This window comes from uncultured Brachyspira sp., assembly GCF_910578695.1.
Lineage (GTDB): Bacteria > Spirochaetota > Brachyspiria > Brachyspirales > Brachyspiraceae > Brachyspira.
The window spans coordinates 1-19,440 of sequence record NZ_CAJTQJ010000046.1 but is presented as its reverse complement, the minus strand read 5'-3'; the positions used below and the strand labels follow the sequence as shown (position 1 = coordinate 19,440).

The window sequence follows — 19,440 nt, the reverse complement described above, 5'->3', positions numbered from 1 at the left end:
GTAAAATATTCAGACATAGCGATATTTACGGAGTTTATATTGATACTAATAAAGTATTACAAGATAATTCTTTCATTAAAGAAATTAATATGGACAAAAACGGCAGTCCTTTTGGTAATTTAATATCAACTAATAAAATTAATGATGAAAATATATATAATGTAACTTATTATCTAAGAATTAAAAAAGTACTTATTTCATTAATTTTGTTTATTACATTTATATATTTATATGTTAATTTCAGTAAAATAATTTCAAAACTAGAAAAAAGAAACAGTAAGATATATCATTTATATTTAAAATACGATAATTTTATGACAGTGAAAAGATCTATAATTCTTTTTATTCTTATAGGAATTATTTTATTTTTATTACATTTGTGGATAGGGTTTCCCGGATATTTTTATAGTCCTGATAATATAAATATTTTAACTCAATCTGTACAAAAAAATTACTCTAATTGGCATCCTGTAACTATAGCTGTTACTTTAAATTTTTTATATAAATTATTTGGGCAGCATACTTTCTATTTAACTTTAATCAATTTAATATGTCTATACTCAGGATTAATATTAATAGCTGTAAGTTTATATTTAAAAACTAAAAATAGAAATATAATGTTTATTTATTTTATAAGCTTTATTCCAAATTTTTATTTCACAGTAATTACTCAATTAAAGGATGTTACAGCATCTATGTATTTATGGCTTGCAATATGCATCATATTTTTTATGATATTAATTCCTATAAAAAGATTAATTTTAAAAATATTTATATATCTTTTTGTGTTTATTCTAATAATTTTCTCACTATTATGGCGTCATAATATGATTGTGAGTATATATCCGATTATATTATTTTTAATATTTTTAGCAGTATATAAATTAAATATCGAAAATAAAATCAAAAATATATTTATATATTTATCTATATCATTATTAGCTGCTTTAGTATTAATTTTAATATTAAAAATTACACCTCATATTTTTATAAAAAATCAAATAAATTTAAATCTTAATACTCCTAACCACATATTTTTGATACAAATAGCTTCTTGTGCTGTTCCAAATAATGATGATTCTTTAATACCTACTAATTGGTATGAAAAAGAAAAAAATTTTGAAGATTTAAAAGAGATGTACTCTGTTAATAAATATGATGCTGATGCTTACTCAGTGAGTTGGAGAAAAGAAAGGATATTTAAGCCTGTATATTTGGAGGATATAAGTAAGATTTGGATGTCATATATAATGAAATATCCTTATTCTTATTTTAAATTTTTATCATTACATCTTAGTAAATGGCTGTCATTGAATATTGATGATTATATAATAACTGTTGTTCCCTATGATATTCCAAAAGTTTTAGAAGATAATGGATTTAAAACTTATTATGTACCATTTAATAATTTAAGGTATAAGGTAAGTCATTTTTTAGATTCTGGGGTAAGAGTACCAATTATATTATTATTTATGATATCTATAATTATATTTTTATTATCAATATTTATTTTAATTAAGCATAAATTAAAAAATTATATATTATTATCATTCTCTTTCTTTTTATCTTTTTCATCATTAGCTACATTTTTTATAGTCGTTGCTTTTTCACCTGTTTTTGATAGCAGATATATGTATCCTATGCTTCCTTTATCTATAATGAGTATAATATCATTTGTATATATTATATATGATTTTGGCGGATTTAAAAAAATTATTAAAGAATTAAGAGGTAATTCTAAATGAAAATATCAGCAATAATACCTTGCTATAATGAAGAGATTACTATAAAACAGGTAATAGAAGAGTTTAAAAAATATTTACCGGAAGCTGAAATAAATGTTTTTGATAATAATAGTAAAGATAATTCTTTAAAATTAGCAAAGGAGGCAGGTGCTATAGTTACAGAAGTTAATTATCAGGGAAAAGGCGAAGTTATACGAAGAGCTTTTTCTGATATTGAAGCTGATATGTATATTATGGTTGATGCTGATATGCAGTATGATATATCAGAAATAAAAAAACATATAGAATATTTTTTAGATAATAAACTTGATATGCTTAATATATCCCGTGAAGCTGCAGATGAATATGTACATAGAAAAGGTCATAGTTTTGGAAATGCTATGCTGACAGGTTTTGCTAATATATTATTTGGTAAAAGATTTAAAGATATGCTTAGCGGTTATAGAATATTCTCAAAAAGATTTGTAAAAAGTTTTCCTGCCTCATCTAAAGGTTTTGAAATAGAAACTGAACTTACTATATATGCTTTACAAATGCGTTTGCCTGTAGGAGAAATAGATGCTAAATATTTTAAAAGACCTGAAGGTTCTTTTTCTAAACTTAACACATTTAGAGACGGATTTAGAATACTATTTACTATTATATATTTAATGATGACAGAAAAGCCTTTGATATTTTTTAGTATCATTAGTATTATTTTCTTTGTTATAGGTATGTCATTAGGAATCAGCATCACTATAGAATATTTTGAAACATTAAAAGTAGATAGATTTCCTACAGCAATATTAACTATATGTTTATTAATATTATCTGCTCTATCTTTTTCTATAGGATTAATAGTACATTCTATAGAAAAAGCTATAGCAGAAAATAGAAGATTTAAATATAATTCGGTAAAATAAAAACAAGGCTAAAAATCTAATATTCATTTTTTATACTTTATATTAATTGCAAAATTAAAATAAACTAGGCTCTTTTTCTAAATTAGCACTTTTATATCTTCTGTAAATTCCGTCTTCTGTATTAAGCTCTTCTTTGGTTTTGTATTTTATATTATATTTTTCTTCCAGCGATTTTATTTTTGAATATAATTTTTCCCTGTACTCATCTTTAAGAATGCCGTCATAGTTATAAATATATAAATACTTTTTATAATGTTCAGGAAATACTTGTCTTATGAAGTTTAGATATATTTTTCTGCATTCGCCCTTTAATTTTAATGCATCAGCTGCACAGTAATTTATATTATATTCATTTACTTTTTTAAAAATATCTTCAATACTGTCTTCTGTTATAAAAGGCATTACAGGCATAATATGAACAGCAGTTATTGCCTTTGTCTTTTTAAAAATTTTAAGCATATTAAATCTTCTTTTTGGGCTTACTGCATTGGGTTCTATCAGAGATGATAATTTTTCATCTAATGTTGTTATAGTAGAAGCTATTCTAACAGATACCATATTTGAAAGCTCATCTATCAAATCAAAATCTCTTAATATCAAATCGCTTTTTGTAGATATGCACATAGGGGTTTTATATTTTATAAGAAGTTTTAAAATATCTCTCATAAGCTTATAGTCTTTTTCAGCTTCCTGATAATTGTCAGTAATGCTTCCAAGATTAATAATATCTCTATTCCAATTTTTTGATGATAATTCTTTTTCCAATACTTCAGCAATATTTTTCTTTACAAATATTTCTGAGAAAAAATCCCTTGAATTAATATATTTATGAGAATATACAGCAAAACAGTAATGGCATTTATGCAGACAGCCTCTGTAAATATTTAAATCATAGCAAAATCCATATTCATTGTCTATTTTATTTAAAGCGGATTTGCAGTTAATTTCTCTGTATTTAAGCATTTATTTTTATCTCTTTTATTTGGCTCTGTATCAATATATTGTATTTATAATAATACTGTATATTAATATTTTTGTCAATAATATATATTGCTTTTATATAAAATGATATTTAATAATAAAATTATTCAGCTTTTTTAATAGTTTCATAATTTTATAGTTTCAATATTAAAAATTATAATGATGAATATAGATTTTATTTTTATATAATTAAAACAGATATTATAAATTATAAATAAAATTAATTTGATTATATATTCTTAATAAATATAGTTTTAATCATTAAAATACTTAATTTTTTTGATAAATTATGTTATAATGATTGTTTTATATATAATAATAAAATTATAGAGGTAAAAAATTTTATGATAGAATTAGAGGGAAAATATAATAAAGACTGCAAAATTTTCGCTGACAGCATTGAAGAAGAATCTTATTCTCTTATATATAATATATTAAATGAAAAAGTAAGCAAAGATGTAAAAATAAGAATTATGCCTGATACTCATTTAGGAAAGGGGATAGTCATAGGTTTTACTATGCCCCTTACTGACAGAGTAAACCCTTTTCATATAGGTGTCGATATAGGCTGCGGAATGCTTGCTTCAAAATTAAGCGATGATATAAAAAATATTCCATTAGAAAAAATTGACAGAACTATAAAGCAAAATATTCCTATGGGGCGTAAAACTCATAAAAAAAATTATAATGATATATTTAATTTTAAAGAATTAAATGAGCTTATAAGAAATTTTATAATTAGATATAATAAGAGATATAATACAGAGTTTAAGCCTTTTGATATTGATAATGATTATATAGAAAAGTTATGCGAAAGAGTAGAAATAAATTTAAAAAAATTTAATAATTCTATAGGCACGCTTGGAGGAGGAAATCATTTTATAGAAATAGGGAGGTCTTTAAATAATGATTATTTTCTAACGATACATTCAGGTTCAAGAAATTTCGGAAGAATGGTTTGCGAATATCATATAAGAAAAAACAAAAAAAGAATTGAAGAAGCAAAGGATTTTATTAATAGTATTCATAATACAGAAGATAAAACTACAAAAGAATATAATGAATATTCTGAAATAATAAGAAGCGGAGATTATATATATGATAAAGCTATGTTTGATTACTGCATAGATATGGTAACAGCACAGTACTATGCAAAAATAAACAGAGATACTATGCTTAAAATAATAGCAAATTCTCTTGATATAAAAATAGAAGATAGTTTTTCATCTGTACATAATTTTATAGACTTTGAAGATTTTATCATAAGAAAAGGGGCAATAAGAAGCTATAAAGGAGAAAAAATAATAATACCTTTTAATATGCGTGACGGTATTTTAATATGCGAGGGAAAAAGTAATGAGGATTGGAATTATTCTGCACCTCACGGAGCTGGAAGAGTATTATCAAGAATGCAGGCAAAAAAACAAATAAGTATGAATGAGTTTATAGATTCTATGAAAGGTATTTATTCAAGCAGTATTTCTAAAAGTACATTAGATGAAGCACCTCAGGCATATAAAGACTCTAAGGAAATAGAAAAGCTTATAGAACCAACAGCAAATATAATAGACAGATTAAAGCCGATATTAAATATAAAGTCTGCTTCATAATAATATATTTTTTTTATTTTAAAGGCATATTATCCAATAATCTTACAGAACCGCAATAGCATGATATTAATATAATAGAATTTTTTGATGCTGTTTCAGTGCTTCTAAAACTCTCTTTATCTATAATATCAATATATTCTATTTTAAGCATTTTATGTGATTTTAAATTATGCTTTATAATATCTATTAAATATGATGATTTAGTGCCTCCCTTTTTAAACTCTTCTCTTGCTTCTTTAAGAAATTTATATATTATTTGAGCTTCCTCTTTTTCTCTATCGCTTAATAAATCATTGATGCTGTTTAAAGCTATCATATTTTCATCTCTTACTATAGGTATAGTTTTAATTGTTATATTATAATTTAAATCCTTTATCATTTTTTTTATCATAAATATTTCATGATAGTCATATTCCATTAAATACAGATTAGTAGGAGATAATATATTAAATAGTTTTGACATTATTGTAATTATGCCCTTATAATAAATTGGTCTTAAAATTTTATAATATTCGCTGTATTTATTATCTATATTTATATAAGCAGAATAATCATCAGATATCATTTCTTCAACAGAAGGCAAAAATAATGCATTTACTTCAAGCTCTTCTAAAATTTTTTTATCTCTTTTTATATCTTGGGGATATTTTTCTATATCTTCTACTTTTGTAAATTGAAGAGGATTAAGAAATATACTTACTACTGTAATGATGCATTCTTTTTTTGCCTTTTTTATTAAAGCTATATGCCCATTATGCAAAGCTCCCATAGTTGATATAAGAGCTATTGAATCATTTTTATTTTCATTAATAAATTTATATGCACTTTTTATATTTTTTAATATAGTTAAAGACATATAATTAATCCGCTTTTTTATTCATTTTATCTTGATTGGTTGCAGGCTCATAAAAATATAATGCAAGTATAGTCTGAATGGGAAACATTATCACGGCTTCGGCAAACATACTTATTCTTCTTATGCTGAATATAATGTCTTTTTTTAATACAAAAATATTTAATATATAAAGTATTTTAATTACTGCAAATACTAAAAATAATAATATTATCAAAAAATAAGGCAGTGTATTGGGAGCAGGAAGCAATGCAATATATTTAGGTGTTTCATTATTATTAGAATTAACTATAAATAAAAATATTCCAAATAAATATATAAAAGTAAATACAGCATCTAATATAATAGTAATAATTTCAGCATTTTTATGAGAGATTTCAGGATAAAGCAATGTTCCGCATGATCGGCATTGTTTAGCATATTTATCATTTACAGTTTTACAAGATTTACATTTAATAGTTTTAGCCATTTTTCTGAAAAACTCCTTAATCGAATCAGAATAATTATCAATAATATTTATAAATAATAAAATTGTCAACTATTATAAATAAAAATAAAAAATTATTTAGTGTTTTATACTTTATTTCGTTAATGCAGTTAGAGGCAAATTATTATGTGTAAATTATTATGGAAAATATTTGAAGAAGAATGCTTCGATTATTTTACTAATAAAATTCAATTATTTTACTAATAAAAAAAGAAGTTAATAGAAAGTTTTGATTTTTCTATTAACTTCAATTAATTTTAATTAACTTCAAATGCAGGCTATGATTAATTTTATCTAGTAGTTATAGTAGTAGTAATTTCTTCAGAAGGATTTACTGAAGAAGGTATTTTTATTAACCTTAAATCAAACATAATCATAAACATACAAGGCAAAAATATCAGCGTAAGTAAAGAAGCAAATAAAAGCCCGTAAGCTAATGCCATAACTATAGGAATGATAATATCTGCTCTTCCGCCTATACCATAAACAGTAGGTAAAAGCCCTACAACTGTAGTAACTGTAGTTAAGAATACAGGACGAAGACGCTGTTTAGCTCCTTCAACAATAGCTTTTGCCACGCCTTTTTTTCCGCCCTCAACACCTTCATCTATAAGTTTGTTAATTAAGTCAACAAGTATAATACCATTATTTACAACAACGCCTGATAACCCAATAATACCTACAACGCCCATAAATGATAAAGGCATTCTATGAATAGCAAAGCCTAATAGTACTCCTATCAAACCAAATGGAATAATTATCATTATCATAATAGGCTGTATGAATCTGTTAAACTGAAGCAGTAATACAATATATACAAATATAAAAGCCATAGCAAAACTAAATAATAACTGCTTTATAGCTTTCATAGTTTCTTTAGCTTCTCCTCCGAATTCTAATTTCAATCCTCTGTAATCTTTGGCAAAACTTTTATATCTTTCTTGAACTGCATTCATAACCTGCTGAGAAGTATTTTTTCCATATTCTATATCAGCAGTGATTGTTATAGTTCTTTCTCCATTATAATGCTTTAATGTAGAAAGTCCGTTTGCTTTTTCTATAGAGGCAAGATTTTTAAGATATATTAATCTTCCTTGAGAGTTAGGTATTAATAAATCATTTAAATATTTTACATCATAAGTAAATATTTCATCAAATAATACTCTATATGTGATTTTATTTTCAAGTTCCTGTATATCTGTAGCTTCTGTACCATAGTATGCAGTTCTTACTTGATTAGCTACTGTAGCAACATTTACTCCAAGTTCTGCAATCTTATCATAATCAAATACAACCCTTAATTCTTCCTTACCTATTTTATCATCATCATCAATATTTATAACTCCGGGTACTGTAGCCAAGAAACTTTTAATATCATCTTTAGCTTTTTTTGCCAATTCTGTATCATTTCCTACTATTCTTATATCTACAGGATCTCCGGGATCAACATTTCCTTTTGTATTCATAGTAAATACAGGCACATTTTGTTTTATATCAGTTTTATCTATTTCCTGATTTATTAAATCAACAAGATCATCAGCCGTTCTGTCTCTTTCGGCGGCAGGTACTAAATAAACCATAATACCAGCTAAACTTCCCTTTTCTTCAGAAACTATTTCCTGATCCACCTGTTTTCCTACTAAAGAGTATAAAGCAATAAGTTCTTCTGGTTTTATAACTTTTGATACAGCCTGCTCTATTTTTGCAATCTCTTTAGTTGTAACTTCTTTAGTTGTACCTGTAGGCATTTCTATATTAATAACTATAGTATCAGCACTAGTATCATATATAAGTACGAAATTTTTGAAACTATTTTGAGCTAAAAACATAGAAGCTATAAACATAAGCACAAAGAATATTATAACAACATATCTTACTTTTATAAGTTTTTCTAAAGCAGCCCCAAAAGGTATTTTCATTTTGTCAAATAAAGCATCTTTGTCAAAATCAAGAGGATTTTTAAATTTACTCTTTTTCTTTTTAGGATTATATGATTTATATTTATCTTCTTTATCCTGCAATTGATTAGGCAGTATCAATATAGCCTGCACCATACTTGCCACTAATGTAAATATTACTATTTTCGGAAATAAATTTAATATTTTACCCATTATACCTGTAATTGTAAGCATAGGCGTAAAAGCTGCAACTGTAGTAAGAGTAGAAGCAAGCATAGGCATTACAACATCAGAAACTGCAAGTCTTGTAGCTTCAAGCCCTTTATATCCAGCCTGCTTAAAATTAAATATGTTTTCGGATACTACTATTGAGTTATCTACTATCATACCAAGCACAGTGATAATAGCAGCTAATGACATAGTATTGAATGTTATTCCTGTTAATTGCATATATATAAAGCAAGAGAACATTGTAAGCACCATACCCAAACTTGTAAACATAGCACTTCTAAAGTCTAAGAATATAATCAAAGTTATAAATATAATTATGAATCCTTGTATAAGGTTTGAAGTTACTATACTTAAAAGAGATTTTATTGTTCTTGATCTGTCTCCCATTACAGATACTTGAATATTATCAGGAATAATATCAGCATTTTCTTCTAAATATTTATTTACTGTATCAATAGTTTTAAGAATATCAGCATTTTCATTTTTTACTATAGATAATGAATAGCCGGAAGCAGCATTAACTCTCATATGTACAGTTTTTTCTTCAAAACCTTCTTCAATACGGGCTATATCATTTATTCTTACTCTCTGTCCGTTAAAAGTAGATCTTATAATAACATTACTTGCCTCGCTTAAATTTTGGAATTCTCCGAATGTAACTACAGTCTGTTCTTTTCCTCCGCTTTCTAAATCTCCTCCTGTAGCCCTTATATTTCTTATGCTTAAAGCATTAACAACATCAGTTAATGCAATATAATTTTCCTGCATTTTCATAGGATCAACATATATTTTTACTTCAGGATCCGTTCTTCCATTTACTCTTACTTCAGCAACACCTTCAAGTCTTACAAGTTCTCTTTCAAGTCTTTGACTAAAATCAAATAATTCTTTTTCATTTCCTTCCATTCCTTTTTTGAAATGCACGGCTAAAGTATATATATCCATTTTATTAGGATTTAAGTCATAAGTGGTAACCTCTTCAACATCTTTTGATAAATCAGGAACATTTTGCATTTGTCTGAATACTTCATCTTTAACAGGCTGTCTGTCAGGTATTGTTTCATCTAATTTTATTATGATAATAGCGGCATTTTCTATGATTGTAGTATTATATTCATCTATTCCTGATATCCCCTGCAATTGCTCTTCTACTGGAATAACAGCATTTTGCTCCACATCAAGAGGAGTAGCACCTGGATATATTATTGATACCAGCATCATATCTAAGTCAGTAGACGGTATAGATTCTTTTTGCAAGTTAAAGTAGTAATAACCTCCTATAAATAAAATAGCCATTACTATTATATTTACAAGCATCGTTTTTTTGGCAAAAAATACTATAATTCTTTCCATATATTAGAAATCTCCTATTTTTCAGTTTTATCAGAGTCTAATTTAAAAATCAGACTCTAAATTTTATATATATGCAATATTTTATAAACCTTATTAAAAATTACTGAATTATATTATTCATAATCTATTGCAAGTAAAGCTCTGTAATCAAATATAGTCGTTATAAATTCATATTGAAGGTTTAGAAGTTCTGTCTGCGTAGCGGTTAAATCTAATCTTGAAGTAAGCAAATCATCAATTTCTAAACGCCCTTGATCTAGTTTCTGAAGCTGTGTTGCTATTCTTGAGTTTATTGCTCTTATTTGCATCTGCTTGCTTGATATTAAATTTTTATATGCATTAAACCTTGAAATATATGTCTGCAATTGCGTATTATAATCTTTTTCTAATTGATCATATTGTGCTATTATGCCATATAAAGAGTTCTCTGCCATTTTATATTGTGCTTTATTCGCTCTGTTTCCTATAGGGTATGAGAACTGTACGCCTGCAAAAAAATCAACATTTGTCATACTTCCGAAAGACTTAAAATATCCGTCGCTGTTAGGGCTAAGTCCGTTTAGGCTGACATTTCCTACTAAATCTAAATTAGGCATTGTTCCGTTTTTCATAGTTTCAAGAGTATATTCGGCTCTTATTTTTGACTGATATGCTATTTGTCCGTTAATACTGTCAGAAAAATTTACAGCCTCCATCTGCATATTGCTTCCCAAGTCTAAATATGCATCCCAAGTAGTATGATCTGGTTTTATATTTGTTACAGGCATAAAGAAACTTATAGTTGCCAAAAGAGTTTCTAAATTAACCTGATTTTGTGCATAATAATCGCTGTATACCATAGTCTGTTTTCTTGCACTTTGATATGAATCATTATCTATAAGCCCATTATTATATCTGTTTCTCATTTGATTTTCAAAACTTCTTCCTGTTATATACATACTTCTATAATATTCTAGAAGTTTTTCAAACATTATCCATTGATAATATATTTTTTGATATGCAACTACAACACTTGCATCATCTAATCTTCTTTGCAGCTTTGCTATATTAAGTGCATATTCTGCATCTTTTATAGGGTATTTATCTAAAGTACCGAAAAAGTTTCTTAGCAAAGGCTGAGTTACCTGTATAGTAAGCGAAGGCTGATAATTGTTAAAATCTATAGGCTGAGGATTTCCGGGATAATATAATTTACCGCCTATAAATGAATTATGAGTTAAATTTACAGACCATCTTGTTCCGCTGTAAGGTATTAAAGAACCTACGCCTATTGAAGCCTGTATTCCTGCAGCTTCTGCTGTAGGACCCACTGATGTAGATGTGCCTGATGATAAACTTCCGTATTTACCTACAGCTCCAAGCTGAGCGGATAGATTTACATCTGCCGAACTTTTTGCACTAAGTAAATTCATTTCAGCATTAGTTTCAACTACAGCATTTATTTTTAATTCAGGTATCTGATCTCTTATAGTTTCCATATAAGCAGCATAAGTCAAAGTGTTTGTCTGACCATGCAAAATATTAATGAATATTATTAAACTTACAGCTATTTTTATACTTGTTCTCATTTACTCTCCTTAAATTACAATCAGCAATATTCTTATGATTTTTTTGAAATAGCAATTAATTTTTGAAGCTATATTTATTAACATTCTTACTTCCAAGCAAAAGTAATAATGTTTTATATGATGTATCAATTAAGCTATTCAAATCTGCATTCAAATATTTTTTTTCTTCTTCTACTATATAATATGTCTTTATACCTAAATCATAATATTTATTAAGTATTAATTTATTTCCTATTCCTGAAAATGCAACCATCATCTGCATATAAATATCATTAGGTTTTAATATTGGCTTAAAATACTTTTCATCTATTTTTTTATCTATAAACCTAAACAAATCTGAAAACCAATAATGCGGTATAAGATTTTTATTTATATTATCTCTTAATACTTTTAGTCTTTCTTTATTATTAAAGAAAAATGCCTGCAATTCAAACATAATTTTTCCTAATTCTTTTTCAGTTATGAAGAAAAACTTTCTAAAAGCATCGAATAATTCAAATATAGACTTTTCAGGATCATCTTTATACATATCAAGCAGCTCTTTAGGATTAGTAGTAATATTACTTGTATTTAAAAGTGCTGCTACAATGTAGTCTATATTTGAATAATATTTGTAAACACCCCCTTGACTTAATCCTGATTCTTTAATAATATCTTTCATCGTAACACTATAAGCAGGCTTTTTTTGAAAAACTCTCATTGCCGCCTCTAGTATTATTCTCTTTTTATCGTCAAAATACTCTTGGCTTACTTTAGGCATTGTTTTTTTGATTATCACCTCTATTTGAAATTAACAGAAAAAATAAAAATGACATATATGTCGTTTTTATTTGTAAAGAGCATTTTATTATAATTATTTTTTATTGTCAATATATTTTTATTGTAAAAATTTATATTTTTTAATCAAAGTGTATTAAAAACTAATTTTATATGATACATTTTGTACATAAAATATTTATGATATACTATTGTAAATATTTTTATTTTAATATATAACATATTATATAACTTCAAATATGATTGTAAATGGAGTTTTTTTATGGAAGTAAATGTTAAAGAGTTAGAAAATAATACTGTTATACTAAAATTAGACGGCGACATTGATGTTTATAGTTCATCTGATTTAAAAGACACTATTTTTTTACAAATAGAGCTTGGGGCAAAGAAGATAATAGTTAATATGGAAGATGTTTATTATATGGACAGCAGCGGTATAGGAGTATTTATTTCAGCACTTGGGGCATTCAAAAAAGTAAACGGCAGAATATGTTTTGTAAAGATTACAGATCCTGTAAAAAAAGTATTTGAGCTTACTAAAATAAATAATTTTTTTCCTGTATTTACAAGCGAGACTGAGGCTTTGGAAAATTTTTAGTTAATTATAAATTAATATTAAATTTTAATTAAAATACAAAAAATAATAGTTGATTTTTTATTTAATGGTTATAAAATTATTTGAAATAATTATTATTTTATACATAAGGCAGTAATTATTAATTATGTTTAAAGAATTAGTTTGGTTAAAGAGAATTTTTATATTAACCTTAATATTTGGATCATTATTTTCAGCTGATATTATTTATGGTGCTGAAAATATAAATGATTTTATAATGGAAGAGATAACAGATAATACAGCCCATCCTTTTTTTACAATTCCGATTAATGTAGGCAATTATATAGATTTTGATATCAAGATAACTAAACATATTATATTAGTAACTTTAGCAGGCATATTATCAATTTCAAGTATGAAATATTTAGCCCATAAATTGAAATGTCCTTTCAAAAGACCCACATATTTACAAAGCATATTAGAAGGTATAATAGATTATATGAATAAAGATGTTATAGGTGCTGCTTTAGGAGAAGAGGGGAAGAAGTATGTCCCCTTTTGTATGACAATATTTTTATTTGTACTGTTTTCTAATATATTAGGACTTATTCCTGCAGCTGTAAAAATTCCTACAGAAGACGGACATTATTCATATATAGCAGGAGGAATCGGGGCTAATATAGGCTTTACATCGGCTATAGCCTTAATAGTATTTGTAGTTTATATTGCAGCTGGTATAAAGAAAAAAGGAATTATTAAATATTGGGCATCTTTAGTACCTAAAGGGCTTCCAATACCGTTAATTCCTATAATATGGGTATTAGAGTTTATTACTCTATTTAATAGGGCATTTGCTCTTGCAATTCGTTTATTTGCCAATATAACAGGCGGACATATAATGATGATAGTTATACCATATTTAATTATTATGTCTGGAACATTATTAGTTTCGCCTTTTGCCGTATTATTTTTAGGATTTATATATTTGCTTGAAATGTTTGTATCAGTTTTGCAGGCTTATATATTTTCATTATTATCAGCAGTTTATATTGGAATTGCTATTAGTGATGAGCATTAAAAAAATCAAATATAAGGAGTTAGAAAATGGAGCTTTCTATATTAGGGGCAGCGATTGGGGCAGGACTTGCTGCTATAGGGGTTGGTTTAGGAATTGGTTTTATAGGTTCTAAAGCAGTTGAAGGAATAGCCAGACAGCCTGAGGTTTCCGGAAAAATACAGACAGCTATGCTTATAGCATCAGCATTAATAGAGGGTGTCGGGCTTTTTGCTTTGGTTATTTGTATTTTGGCATTATTTACAAAATAAAAAATTGGGGGAATTATGGCACTTTTAAAAATAGATCCAGGTATTATTATTTGGACTTGGATCACATTTTTACTAGTTCTTGCTATATTAGGAGCTTCTACTTGGAAGATAATATTTAAAGGTTTGAATGCACGGGCTGATAAGATACAGGAAGATTTAGAAGAAGCTGAAAAAACTAGAGAAAATGCAAAAAAATCTTTAGCTGCATACAGAGAGCAGATTGATAATGCTAAAGCTGAGGCTAGTGCTATTATTGAAAATGCTAGAATTGAAGCTAATAGAGTTAAAGAGAAGATTATTAATAATGCAAGAGAAGAGGCTGAGATTAATAAAAATAAAATTATGTCTGAAATAGATAGGTCTAAAGAAGAAGCTATGAATAATGTAAAAAAAGAGGCTTTGGATATTGCTGTTGTTATGGCTGAAACTATTTTAAAAAGAAATATCAATAAAGAAGATAATCAGGCTTTGATTAATGAATTTATTAATAATACAAATAAAGAAAATAAATAATAATATTGATTTTAAGCATTTAGGAAGCAGATGATTTTATGAAAGACAGCGATAAATTAAGAATATTAAAACCTACGGCTAATGCTATATTTGATATAGCAAAAGATCTTGGAATGATTAAAGAAATATATAATGAGCTTTCGGAATGTTCAAAATTGTTTCAAGATGATGATATTAAAAAATATTTTTTTGATAAATTAATTTCAAAAAAAGATAAAAAAGAATTGATAGATAAAAGATTAAAGCCAATTCTTTCTAAAGAAACTTATGCTTTTGTATCTATATTAACAGAGCATGACAGTATATATCTTCTTCCTGATATTGCTGATTTATATAAAGAAATAGCAGATGATTATAATAATGTAGTTAGAGTCCGTATTGTTACTGCAGGCAATATTGATGATAAAACTATAGATGATATTATTCAAACTGTTAAATGTTTTTCTGATAGCGAAATATCATACGAAACTACTATTGATGAAAGCATAATAGGCGGGATAATAGTTTATGTAGGTTCTACAGTTTATGATTATAGCATAAAAAAACAAATGGATTTATTACAAAACAAATTTATATATGGTAATTAAACATTACTCGGAGTTAATATGGATTCTATTGCTGATAATATTTTAAGCGATCTTAAAAAAGAAGTACTTAAAGAAATTACCAAAGAAAAAGCAGGCAGATTTAACTGTATTGTAAAAAATGAATCTAGTGCTAAAAATTATGCTAAGGCTATGTTTGATATTGCTTCAGATATCGGTAAAATAGAGGCTATAAAAAGCGATTTGAATATAGTTTATTCATCTTTGCTTGCTGATAATGATATATATGATTTTTTTAAATCTAGTTTTGTAGACGGCAATTTAAGAATGCGTGTATTAAAAAAAATATATGCTGATAGTAATAATATATCAGAAGAAACATTTAATCTTATTTCCATTTTGATAGAAAGGGATTTGATTAATATTTTATTTGCTGTAATAGTAGAATATGAAAATCTATGTAATAAGTATTATAATATAATTGCAGTAAAAATTACAACTGCATCGGATATGAAAGATACTGATGATATGCATAGACTTAAAGACAGAGTTATGAAAATGGTTTCAGATAAGGATATACATTTTACTTATGATATAGATGAAAGTATTATAGGCGGTGTTATAATAGAGATAGAAGATATTGTTTATGATTATAGTGTAAAAAGACTGCTTACGCAATTAAAATCTTCTATTGATGATAATAATTGATGTATTAATTATAATAATTGATGTATAAGGAATTGTTTATGAATATAAAAGCCAGTGAAATTACTGCAATTCTTAAAGATGAGATTAAAAACTATAAGGCTGATTTTACACCTAATGAAGTAGGAGTTGTTGTAGAAATTGGGGACGGTATAGCTAGGATTATAGGACTTCCGCATGTTATGGCTAATGAGATGATACTTTTTGAAAGCGGTGTTGTAGGGCTTGCTTTTAACTTGGAAGAAGAAACTATTGGAGCTATAGTTTTGGGTAATTATTACGGAATTAAAGAGGGAAGTAAGGTAAGCAGGCTTAAGAGAATATTAGAAGTTCCTGTAGGGGAAGAACTGCTTGGAAGGGTTATTAATCCTTTGGGTGTTGCTATAGACGGACACGGAGAAATAAATACAGATAAAAAAAGGGTTATAGAGTTTTCAGCTCCCGGTATTGCTGACAGACAGGCAGTGAAGCAGCCTCTTCAAACAGGTATTAAGGCAATTGATTCTATGACGCCTATAGGCAGAGGACAAAGACAGCTTATTATAGGCGACAGAGGAACGGGAAAAACTTCAATAGCCCTTGATACTATAATTAATCAGAAAGATTCAGGAGTTATATGCATATATGTTGCCATAGGTCAAAAGGCTTCTACGATTGCAGGAGTTGTTGATACTTTAAGACAGCATAATGCTTTGGAATATACTATAGTAGTTGCAGCCACTGCCTCTGATTCTGCTCCGCTTTTATATATAGCTCCTTATGCAGGCTGTGCTATGGCTGAGTACTTTATGTATGAAAAGAAAAAAGATGCATTAATTATATATGATGACTTAACTAAGCAGGCTAATGCTTACAGACAGATTTCTCTGCTTTTAAGAAGACCTCCCGGAAGAGAGGCTTTTCCCGGAGATGTTTTTTATCTGCATTCAAGACTTTTAGAGAGGGCAGCTAAACTCAGCGATGAATTGGGCGGAGGTTCTTTAACAGCACTTCCTATAATAGAAACTCAGGATAATGAAGTATCTTCATATATTCCTACTAATGTTATTTCTATTACTGACGGACAGATATATTTGCTTGCTAGTTTATTTATGGGCGGCGTGCGTCCTGCTATTGATGTGGGAATATCAGTTTCGCGTGTAGGAGGAAATGCTCAGACTAAAGCTATGAAAAAAGTTGCTGGTACTTTAAGGCTTGATCTTGCTTCATACAGGTCTTTAGAGGCATTTTCTCAGCTTGGTATAGGACTTGACAAAGCCACTTTATCGCAATTAGACAGAGGTGCAAAAATGGTTGAGCTTTTAAAACAGAAGCAATACAGCCCTATGCCTTTTGAAGAACAGGTTGTTGTTATATTTGCCGCTTCTAAAGGCTTTTTGGATAATGTTGAAGTTGATAGAGTTTATGAATTTGAATGGAGACTGCTTCAGTATATGAGAGCCGATAAGCAGAATGTACTTGATGATATTAGAGAGAAAAAAGATATAGAAGATACAGATATGCTTTATAAAATTATAGAGGATTTTAAAGCTAAGTTCTAATTTATGAGTAAAATTTGTTTTTTGATATTGGCACATAAAAATGAAAATCAGCTGATGAGATTAATCAATCATCTTAAAAAAGATTTTGATATTTATATGCATATTGATAAAAGAAGCAGATTATATATAAAAACTTTTGATAATGTTAGAGTTTATAAAAAAATAAAAACTTATCATGGCGATGTTAGTTTAGTTAAAGCTGCTTTATTTTTAATTGAAAAATCCTATAAAAATAATTATGACAGATATATTTTTATAAGCGGGCAGGATATACCTTTAAAGACTAATAGGGATATAATTAATTTTTTTGATATTAATAAAGATAAAGAATTCATATCGTATGAAAATATAAAAAATAATGACGGCATATATAATGAAATGTCTTTTAGATTAAATACATATAATTTTGGAAAACTTTATAGGTTATTTTTACATAAGAATATTAGAAAGTTTTTATCTGATTTACCTATTTTTAAACGCAGTACCCCAGAAAATATATATTATGGCTCTCAGTGGTGGAATTTAACTAATAATGCTGTTAAGTATATATTAGATTATGCAGATAAAAATCCAAAATTTCTTAAAAGGTTTAATTATACTTGGGGAAGCGATGAGTTTTTCTTTCAGTCTATACTATTAAACAGTCAATTTAAAGATAACTGCATTAATGATAATTTAAGATATATCATTTGGGACGGCGGTGCTCCTTTTAACTTAAAAATGAAAGATTATGACGGTATAAATAACTATACAGGGGGGGGTATATTTGCACGTAAATTTGATGAAAATATTGATAATGATATAATAGATAAGTTATATGGAGATTTAGAAAATAAATAAAATTCTAATTGATTTGAGGTTTTATTATGGCAGAGAAACTTAATGTATTAAAGGCAAGAATTAAAGCTGTATCAAGCACGCATAAAATAACTAAAACTATGGATATGATATCACGCTCAAGAACTGCTAAAATTCTAACTATAGAACAAGGAATGCGTCCTTTTACTCAGAAATTAAATAGAATAGTTGAAGATCTTTCTCATTCGGATATGGATCATGTGCATCCTCTTTTAGCACCAAAGAAAAAAATAAAAAGCATAATACTTTTTGTTGTAACTTCTTCAAGAGGCTTATGCGGTTCTTATAATACAAAAATATTTGATGAGGCTATGGAGAGAATAAGACATCATCATAGACATGGCAGAGAGGTTTACCTTCATGTACTTGGAAAAAAGGGAGAGGTTTATTTTGAAAAGCAGGGAATACCTATTACAAGAAGATATCCGCGTATAGATGAGGAATCTACTTTTGATGACTGTGCCGCTGTAGTGCAGCGTTTCATGCATGAATATGCTGTAGACAATGCTTCTAGAGTGGAGGTTATATACACAAGATATTATACTAGAGTGGTTCATATACCTAAAATAAAGAGTTTAATACCTATGATACCTGATGATGAAGATATTGAGGGACATAAAATCAAGAAAAAATTAGAATATACTATTGAGCCTAATATAGAAGATGTATTAAAAGAAGTTGTGCCTATGGCTATTAAAACATATTTTTATTTTATGCTTACAAGTTCTTTTTTGTCTGAAAATGCTGAGAGATCCATTGCTATGAGAAATGCTACTGATAATGCTGAAAGGCTTATAGCTGATCTTAAAAATAAAGCCAATATAGCAAGGCAGGAACATATTACTAATGAACTTCTTGATATTATAGGCGGTTCTGAGGCTTTATAATATTATCAATATATTTTTTATTATTGCCAATAAAAATTGCTTTATTATCGCTATGCTCGCCTTCGCTTTAACTACATCGATAATAAATTATCGATGTGCTTCGG

At 27.3% G+C, this 19,440-nt stretch carries 18 protein-coding genes; 12 read left to right on the top strand and 6 right to left on the bottom strand.

Features of this window, described 5'->3' with window-relative positions:
- Together QZ288_RS10415 and QZ288_RS10410 are read left to right on the top strand one after the other, a co-directional pair.
- Window positions 1-1,745, top strand: a 1,745-nt coding sequence (locus tag QZ288_RS10415) for a hypothetical protein (protein ID WP_295158616.1), incomplete at its 5' end; no start/stop codon positions are given.
- Window positions 1,742-2,647: a glycosyltransferase family 2 protein gene (locus QZ288_RS10410; protein ID WP_295158614.1), complete on the top strand. Its 906-nt coding sequence runs from the start codon at window positions 1,742-1,744 to the stop codon at window positions 2,645-2,647. The genes QZ288_RS10415 and QZ288_RS10410, both read left to right, overlap by 4 nt.
- 54 nt (window positions 2,648-2,701) lie before the next feature.
- On the opposite strand, the gene QZ288_RS10405 is transcribed toward QZ288_RS10410, so the two are convergent.
- Window positions 2,702-3,610, bottom strand: a complete 909-nt coding sequence (locus QZ288_RS10405; protein ID WP_295158612.1) for a radical SAM protein — start codon at window positions 3,608-3,610, stop codon at window positions 2,702-2,704.
- Between the two features lie 362 nt (window positions 3,611-3,972).
- On the opposite strand from QZ288_RS10405, the gene QZ288_RS10400 reads away from it, so the two are divergent.
- The gene (locus QZ288_RS10400) at window positions 3,973-5,238 is read left to right on the top strand and encodes an RtcB family protein (RefSeq protein WP_295158610.1); all 1,266 of its coding nucleotides are present in this window, start codon (window positions 3,973-3,975) and stop codon (window positions 5,236-5,238) included.
- A 13-nt stretch (window positions 5,239-5,251) separates the two neighbouring features.
- On the opposite strand, the gene panC is transcribed toward QZ288_RS10400, so the two are convergent.
- The 5 genes from panC to QZ288_RS10375 all read right to left on the bottom strand — a co-directional run bounded on the left by panC (window position 5,252) and on the right by QZ288_RS10375 (window position 12,388).
- A complete protein-coding gene (gene panC, locus QZ288_RS10395) occupies window positions 5,252-6,094 on the bottom strand; it encodes a pantoate--beta-alanine ligase (RefSeq protein ID WP_295158608.1) in 843 nt (280 codons plus the stop codon).
- Between the two features lie 4 nt (window positions 6,095-6,098).
- Window positions 6,099-6,560 carry a hypothetical protein gene (locus QZ288_RS10390; protein ID WP_295158606.1) on the bottom strand — a complete coding sequence of 154 codons (462 nt, stop codon included), beginning with the start codon at window positions 6,558-6,560 and terminating at the stop codon, window positions 6,099-6,101.
- A 308-nt stretch (window positions 6,561-6,868) separates the two neighbouring features.
- Window positions 6,869-10,060, bottom strand: a complete 3,192-nt coding sequence (locus QZ288_RS10385; RefSeq protein ID WP_295158604.1) for an efflux RND transporter permease subunit — start codon at window positions 10,058-10,060, stop codon at window positions 6,869-6,871.
- A 113-nt stretch (window positions 10,061-10,173) separates the two neighbouring features.
- Window positions 10,174-11,628 (bottom strand): TolC family protein, encoded by a 1,455-nt coding sequence (locus QZ288_RS10380; protein WP_295158603.1) that lies wholly within the window; start codon window positions 11,626-11,628, stop codon window positions 10,174-10,176.
- Window positions 11,629-11,683: 55 nt separating this feature from the next.
- Window positions 11,684-12,388 carry a helix-turn-helix domain-containing protein gene (locus QZ288_RS10375; protein WP_295158601.1) on the bottom strand — a complete coding sequence of 235 codons (705 nt, stop codon included), beginning with the start codon at window positions 12,386-12,388 and terminating at the stop codon, window positions 11,684-11,686.
- A 279-nt stretch (window positions 12,389-12,667) separates the two neighbouring features.
- Between QZ288_RS10375 and QZ288_RS10370 the strand changes: the two genes are divergently transcribed.
- From QZ288_RS10370 to atpG, 9 genes are all read left to right on the top strand, one after another.
- Entirely contained in the window at window positions 12,668-13,003 is a 336-nt protein-coding gene (locus QZ288_RS10370; RefSeq protein WP_295158599.1) for an STAS domain-containing protein, read from the top strand.
- A 124-nt stretch (window positions 13,004-13,127) separates the two neighbouring features.
- On the top strand, window positions 13,128-14,039 hold the full coding sequence (gene atpB / locus QZ288_RS10365) for a F0F1 ATP synthase subunit A (RefSeq protein ID WP_295158597.1): 912 nt from the start codon (window positions 13,128-13,130) through the stop codon (window positions 14,037-14,039).
- Window positions 14,040-14,065: 26 nt separating this feature from the next.
- A complete protein-coding gene (gene atpE / locus QZ288_RS10360) occupies window positions 14,066-14,287 on the top strand; it encodes an ATP synthase F0 subunit C (RefSeq protein WP_295158595.1) in 222 nt (73 codons plus the stop codon).
- 15 nt (window positions 14,288-14,302) lie between these two features.
- Window positions 14,303-14,800, top strand: coding sequence for a F0F1 ATP synthase subunit B (gene atpF / locus QZ288_RS10355; RefSeq protein WP_295158593.1), 498 nt, complete (start codon window positions 14,303-14,305; stop codon window positions 14,798-14,800).
- Window positions 14,801-14,838: 38 nt separating this feature from the next.
- Entirely contained in the window at window positions 14,839-15,387 is a 549-nt protein-coding gene (gene atpH / locus QZ288_RS10350) for an ATP synthase F1 subunit delta (RefSeq protein ID WP_295158592.1), read from the top strand.
- Window positions 15,388-15,405: 18 nt separating this feature from the next.
- Window positions 15,406-16,053 carry an ATP synthase F1 subunit delta gene (gene atpH / locus QZ288_RS10345; protein WP_295158590.1) on the top strand — a complete coding sequence of 216 codons (648 nt, stop codon included), beginning with the start codon at window positions 15,406-15,408 and terminating at the stop codon, window positions 16,051-16,053.
- Between the two features lie 38 nt (window positions 16,054-16,091).
- Window positions 16,092-17,591 carry a F0F1 ATP synthase subunit alpha gene (gene atpA, locus QZ288_RS10340; RefSeq protein ID WP_295158588.1) on the top strand — a complete coding sequence of 500 codons (1,500 nt, stop codon included), beginning with the start codon at window positions 16,092-16,094 and terminating at the stop codon, window positions 17,589-17,591.
- Window positions 17,592-17,594: 3 nt separating this feature from the next.
- The gene (locus QZ288_RS10335) at window positions 17,595-18,431 is read left to right on the top strand and encodes a beta-1,6-N-acetylglucosaminyltransferase (RefSeq protein WP_295158586.1); all 837 of its coding nucleotides are present in this window, start codon (window positions 17,595-17,597) and stop codon (window positions 18,429-18,431) included.
- Between the two features lie 26 nt (window positions 18,432-18,457).
- Window positions 18,458-19,336 carry an ATP synthase F1 subunit gamma gene (gene atpG / locus QZ288_RS10330; RefSeq protein WP_295158584.1) on the top strand — a complete coding sequence of 293 codons (879 nt, stop codon included), beginning with the start codon at window positions 18,458-18,460 and terminating at the stop codon, window positions 19,334-19,336.
- The last annotated feature ends 104 nt before the right edge of the window (window positions 19,337-19,440 follow it).

Coding starts and splice junctions, on each gene's coding strand:
- atpG (WP_295158584.1), top strand. CDS start 18,458: ATGGCAGAGAAACTTAATGTATTAAAGGCAAGAATTAAAGCTGTATCA.
- atpB (WP_295158597.1), top strand. CDS start 13,128: ATGTTTAAAGAATTAGTTTGGTTAAAGAGAATTTTTATATTAACCTTA.
- QZ288_RS10400 (WP_295158610.1), top strand. CDS start 3,973: ATGATAGAATTAGAGGGAAAATATAATAAAGACTGCAAAATTTTCGCT.
- QZ288_RS10390 (WP_295158606.1), bottom strand. CDS start 6,560: ATGGCTAAAACTATTAAATGTAAATCTTGTAAAACTGTAAATGATAAA.
- atpE (WP_295158595.1), top strand. CDS start 14,066: ATGGAGCTTTCTATATTAGGGGCAGCGATTGGGGCAGGACTTGCTGCT.
- atpH (WP_295158590.1), top strand. CDS start 15,406: ATGGATTCTATTGCTGATAATATTTTAAGCGATCTTAAAAAAGAAGTA.
- QZ288_RS10385 (WP_295158604.1), bottom strand. CDS start 10,060: ATGGAAAGAATTATAGTATTTTTTGCCAAAAAAACGATGCTTGTAAAT.
- atpA (WP_295158588.1), top strand. CDS start 16,092: ATGAATATAAAAGCCAGTGAAATTACTGCAATTCTTAAAGATGAGATT.
- atpH (WP_295158592.1), top strand. CDS start 14,839: ATGAAAGACAGCGATAAATTAAGAATATTAAAACCTACGGCTAATGCT.
- QZ288_RS10380 (WP_295158603.1), bottom strand. CDS start 11,628: ATGAGAACAAGTATAAAAATAGCTGTAAGTTTAATAATATTCATTAAT.
- QZ288_RS10335 (WP_295158586.1), top strand. CDS start 17,595: ATGAGTAAAATTTGTTTTTTGATATTGGCACATAAAAATGAAAATCAG.
- QZ288_RS10405 (WP_295158612.1), bottom strand. CDS start 3,610: ATGCTTAAATACAGAGAAATTAACTGCAAATCCGCTTTAAATAAAATA.
- panC (WP_295158608.1), bottom strand. CDS start 6,094: ATGTCTTTAACTATATTAAAAAATATAAAAAGTGCATATAAATTTATT.
- atpF (WP_295158593.1), top strand. CDS start 14,303: ATGGCACTTTTAAAAATAGATCCAGGTATTATTATTTGGACTTGGATC.
- QZ288_RS10375 (WP_295158601.1), bottom strand. CDS start 12,388: ATGCCTAAAGTAAGCCAAGAGTATTTTGACGATAAAAAGAGAATAATA.
- QZ288_RS10370 (WP_295158599.1), top strand. CDS start 12,668: ATGGAAGTAAATGTTAAAGAGTTAGAAAATAATACTGTTATACTAAAA.
- QZ288_RS10410 (WP_295158614.1), top strand. CDS start 1,742: ATGAAAATATCAGCAATAATACCTTGCTATAATGAAGAGATTACTATA.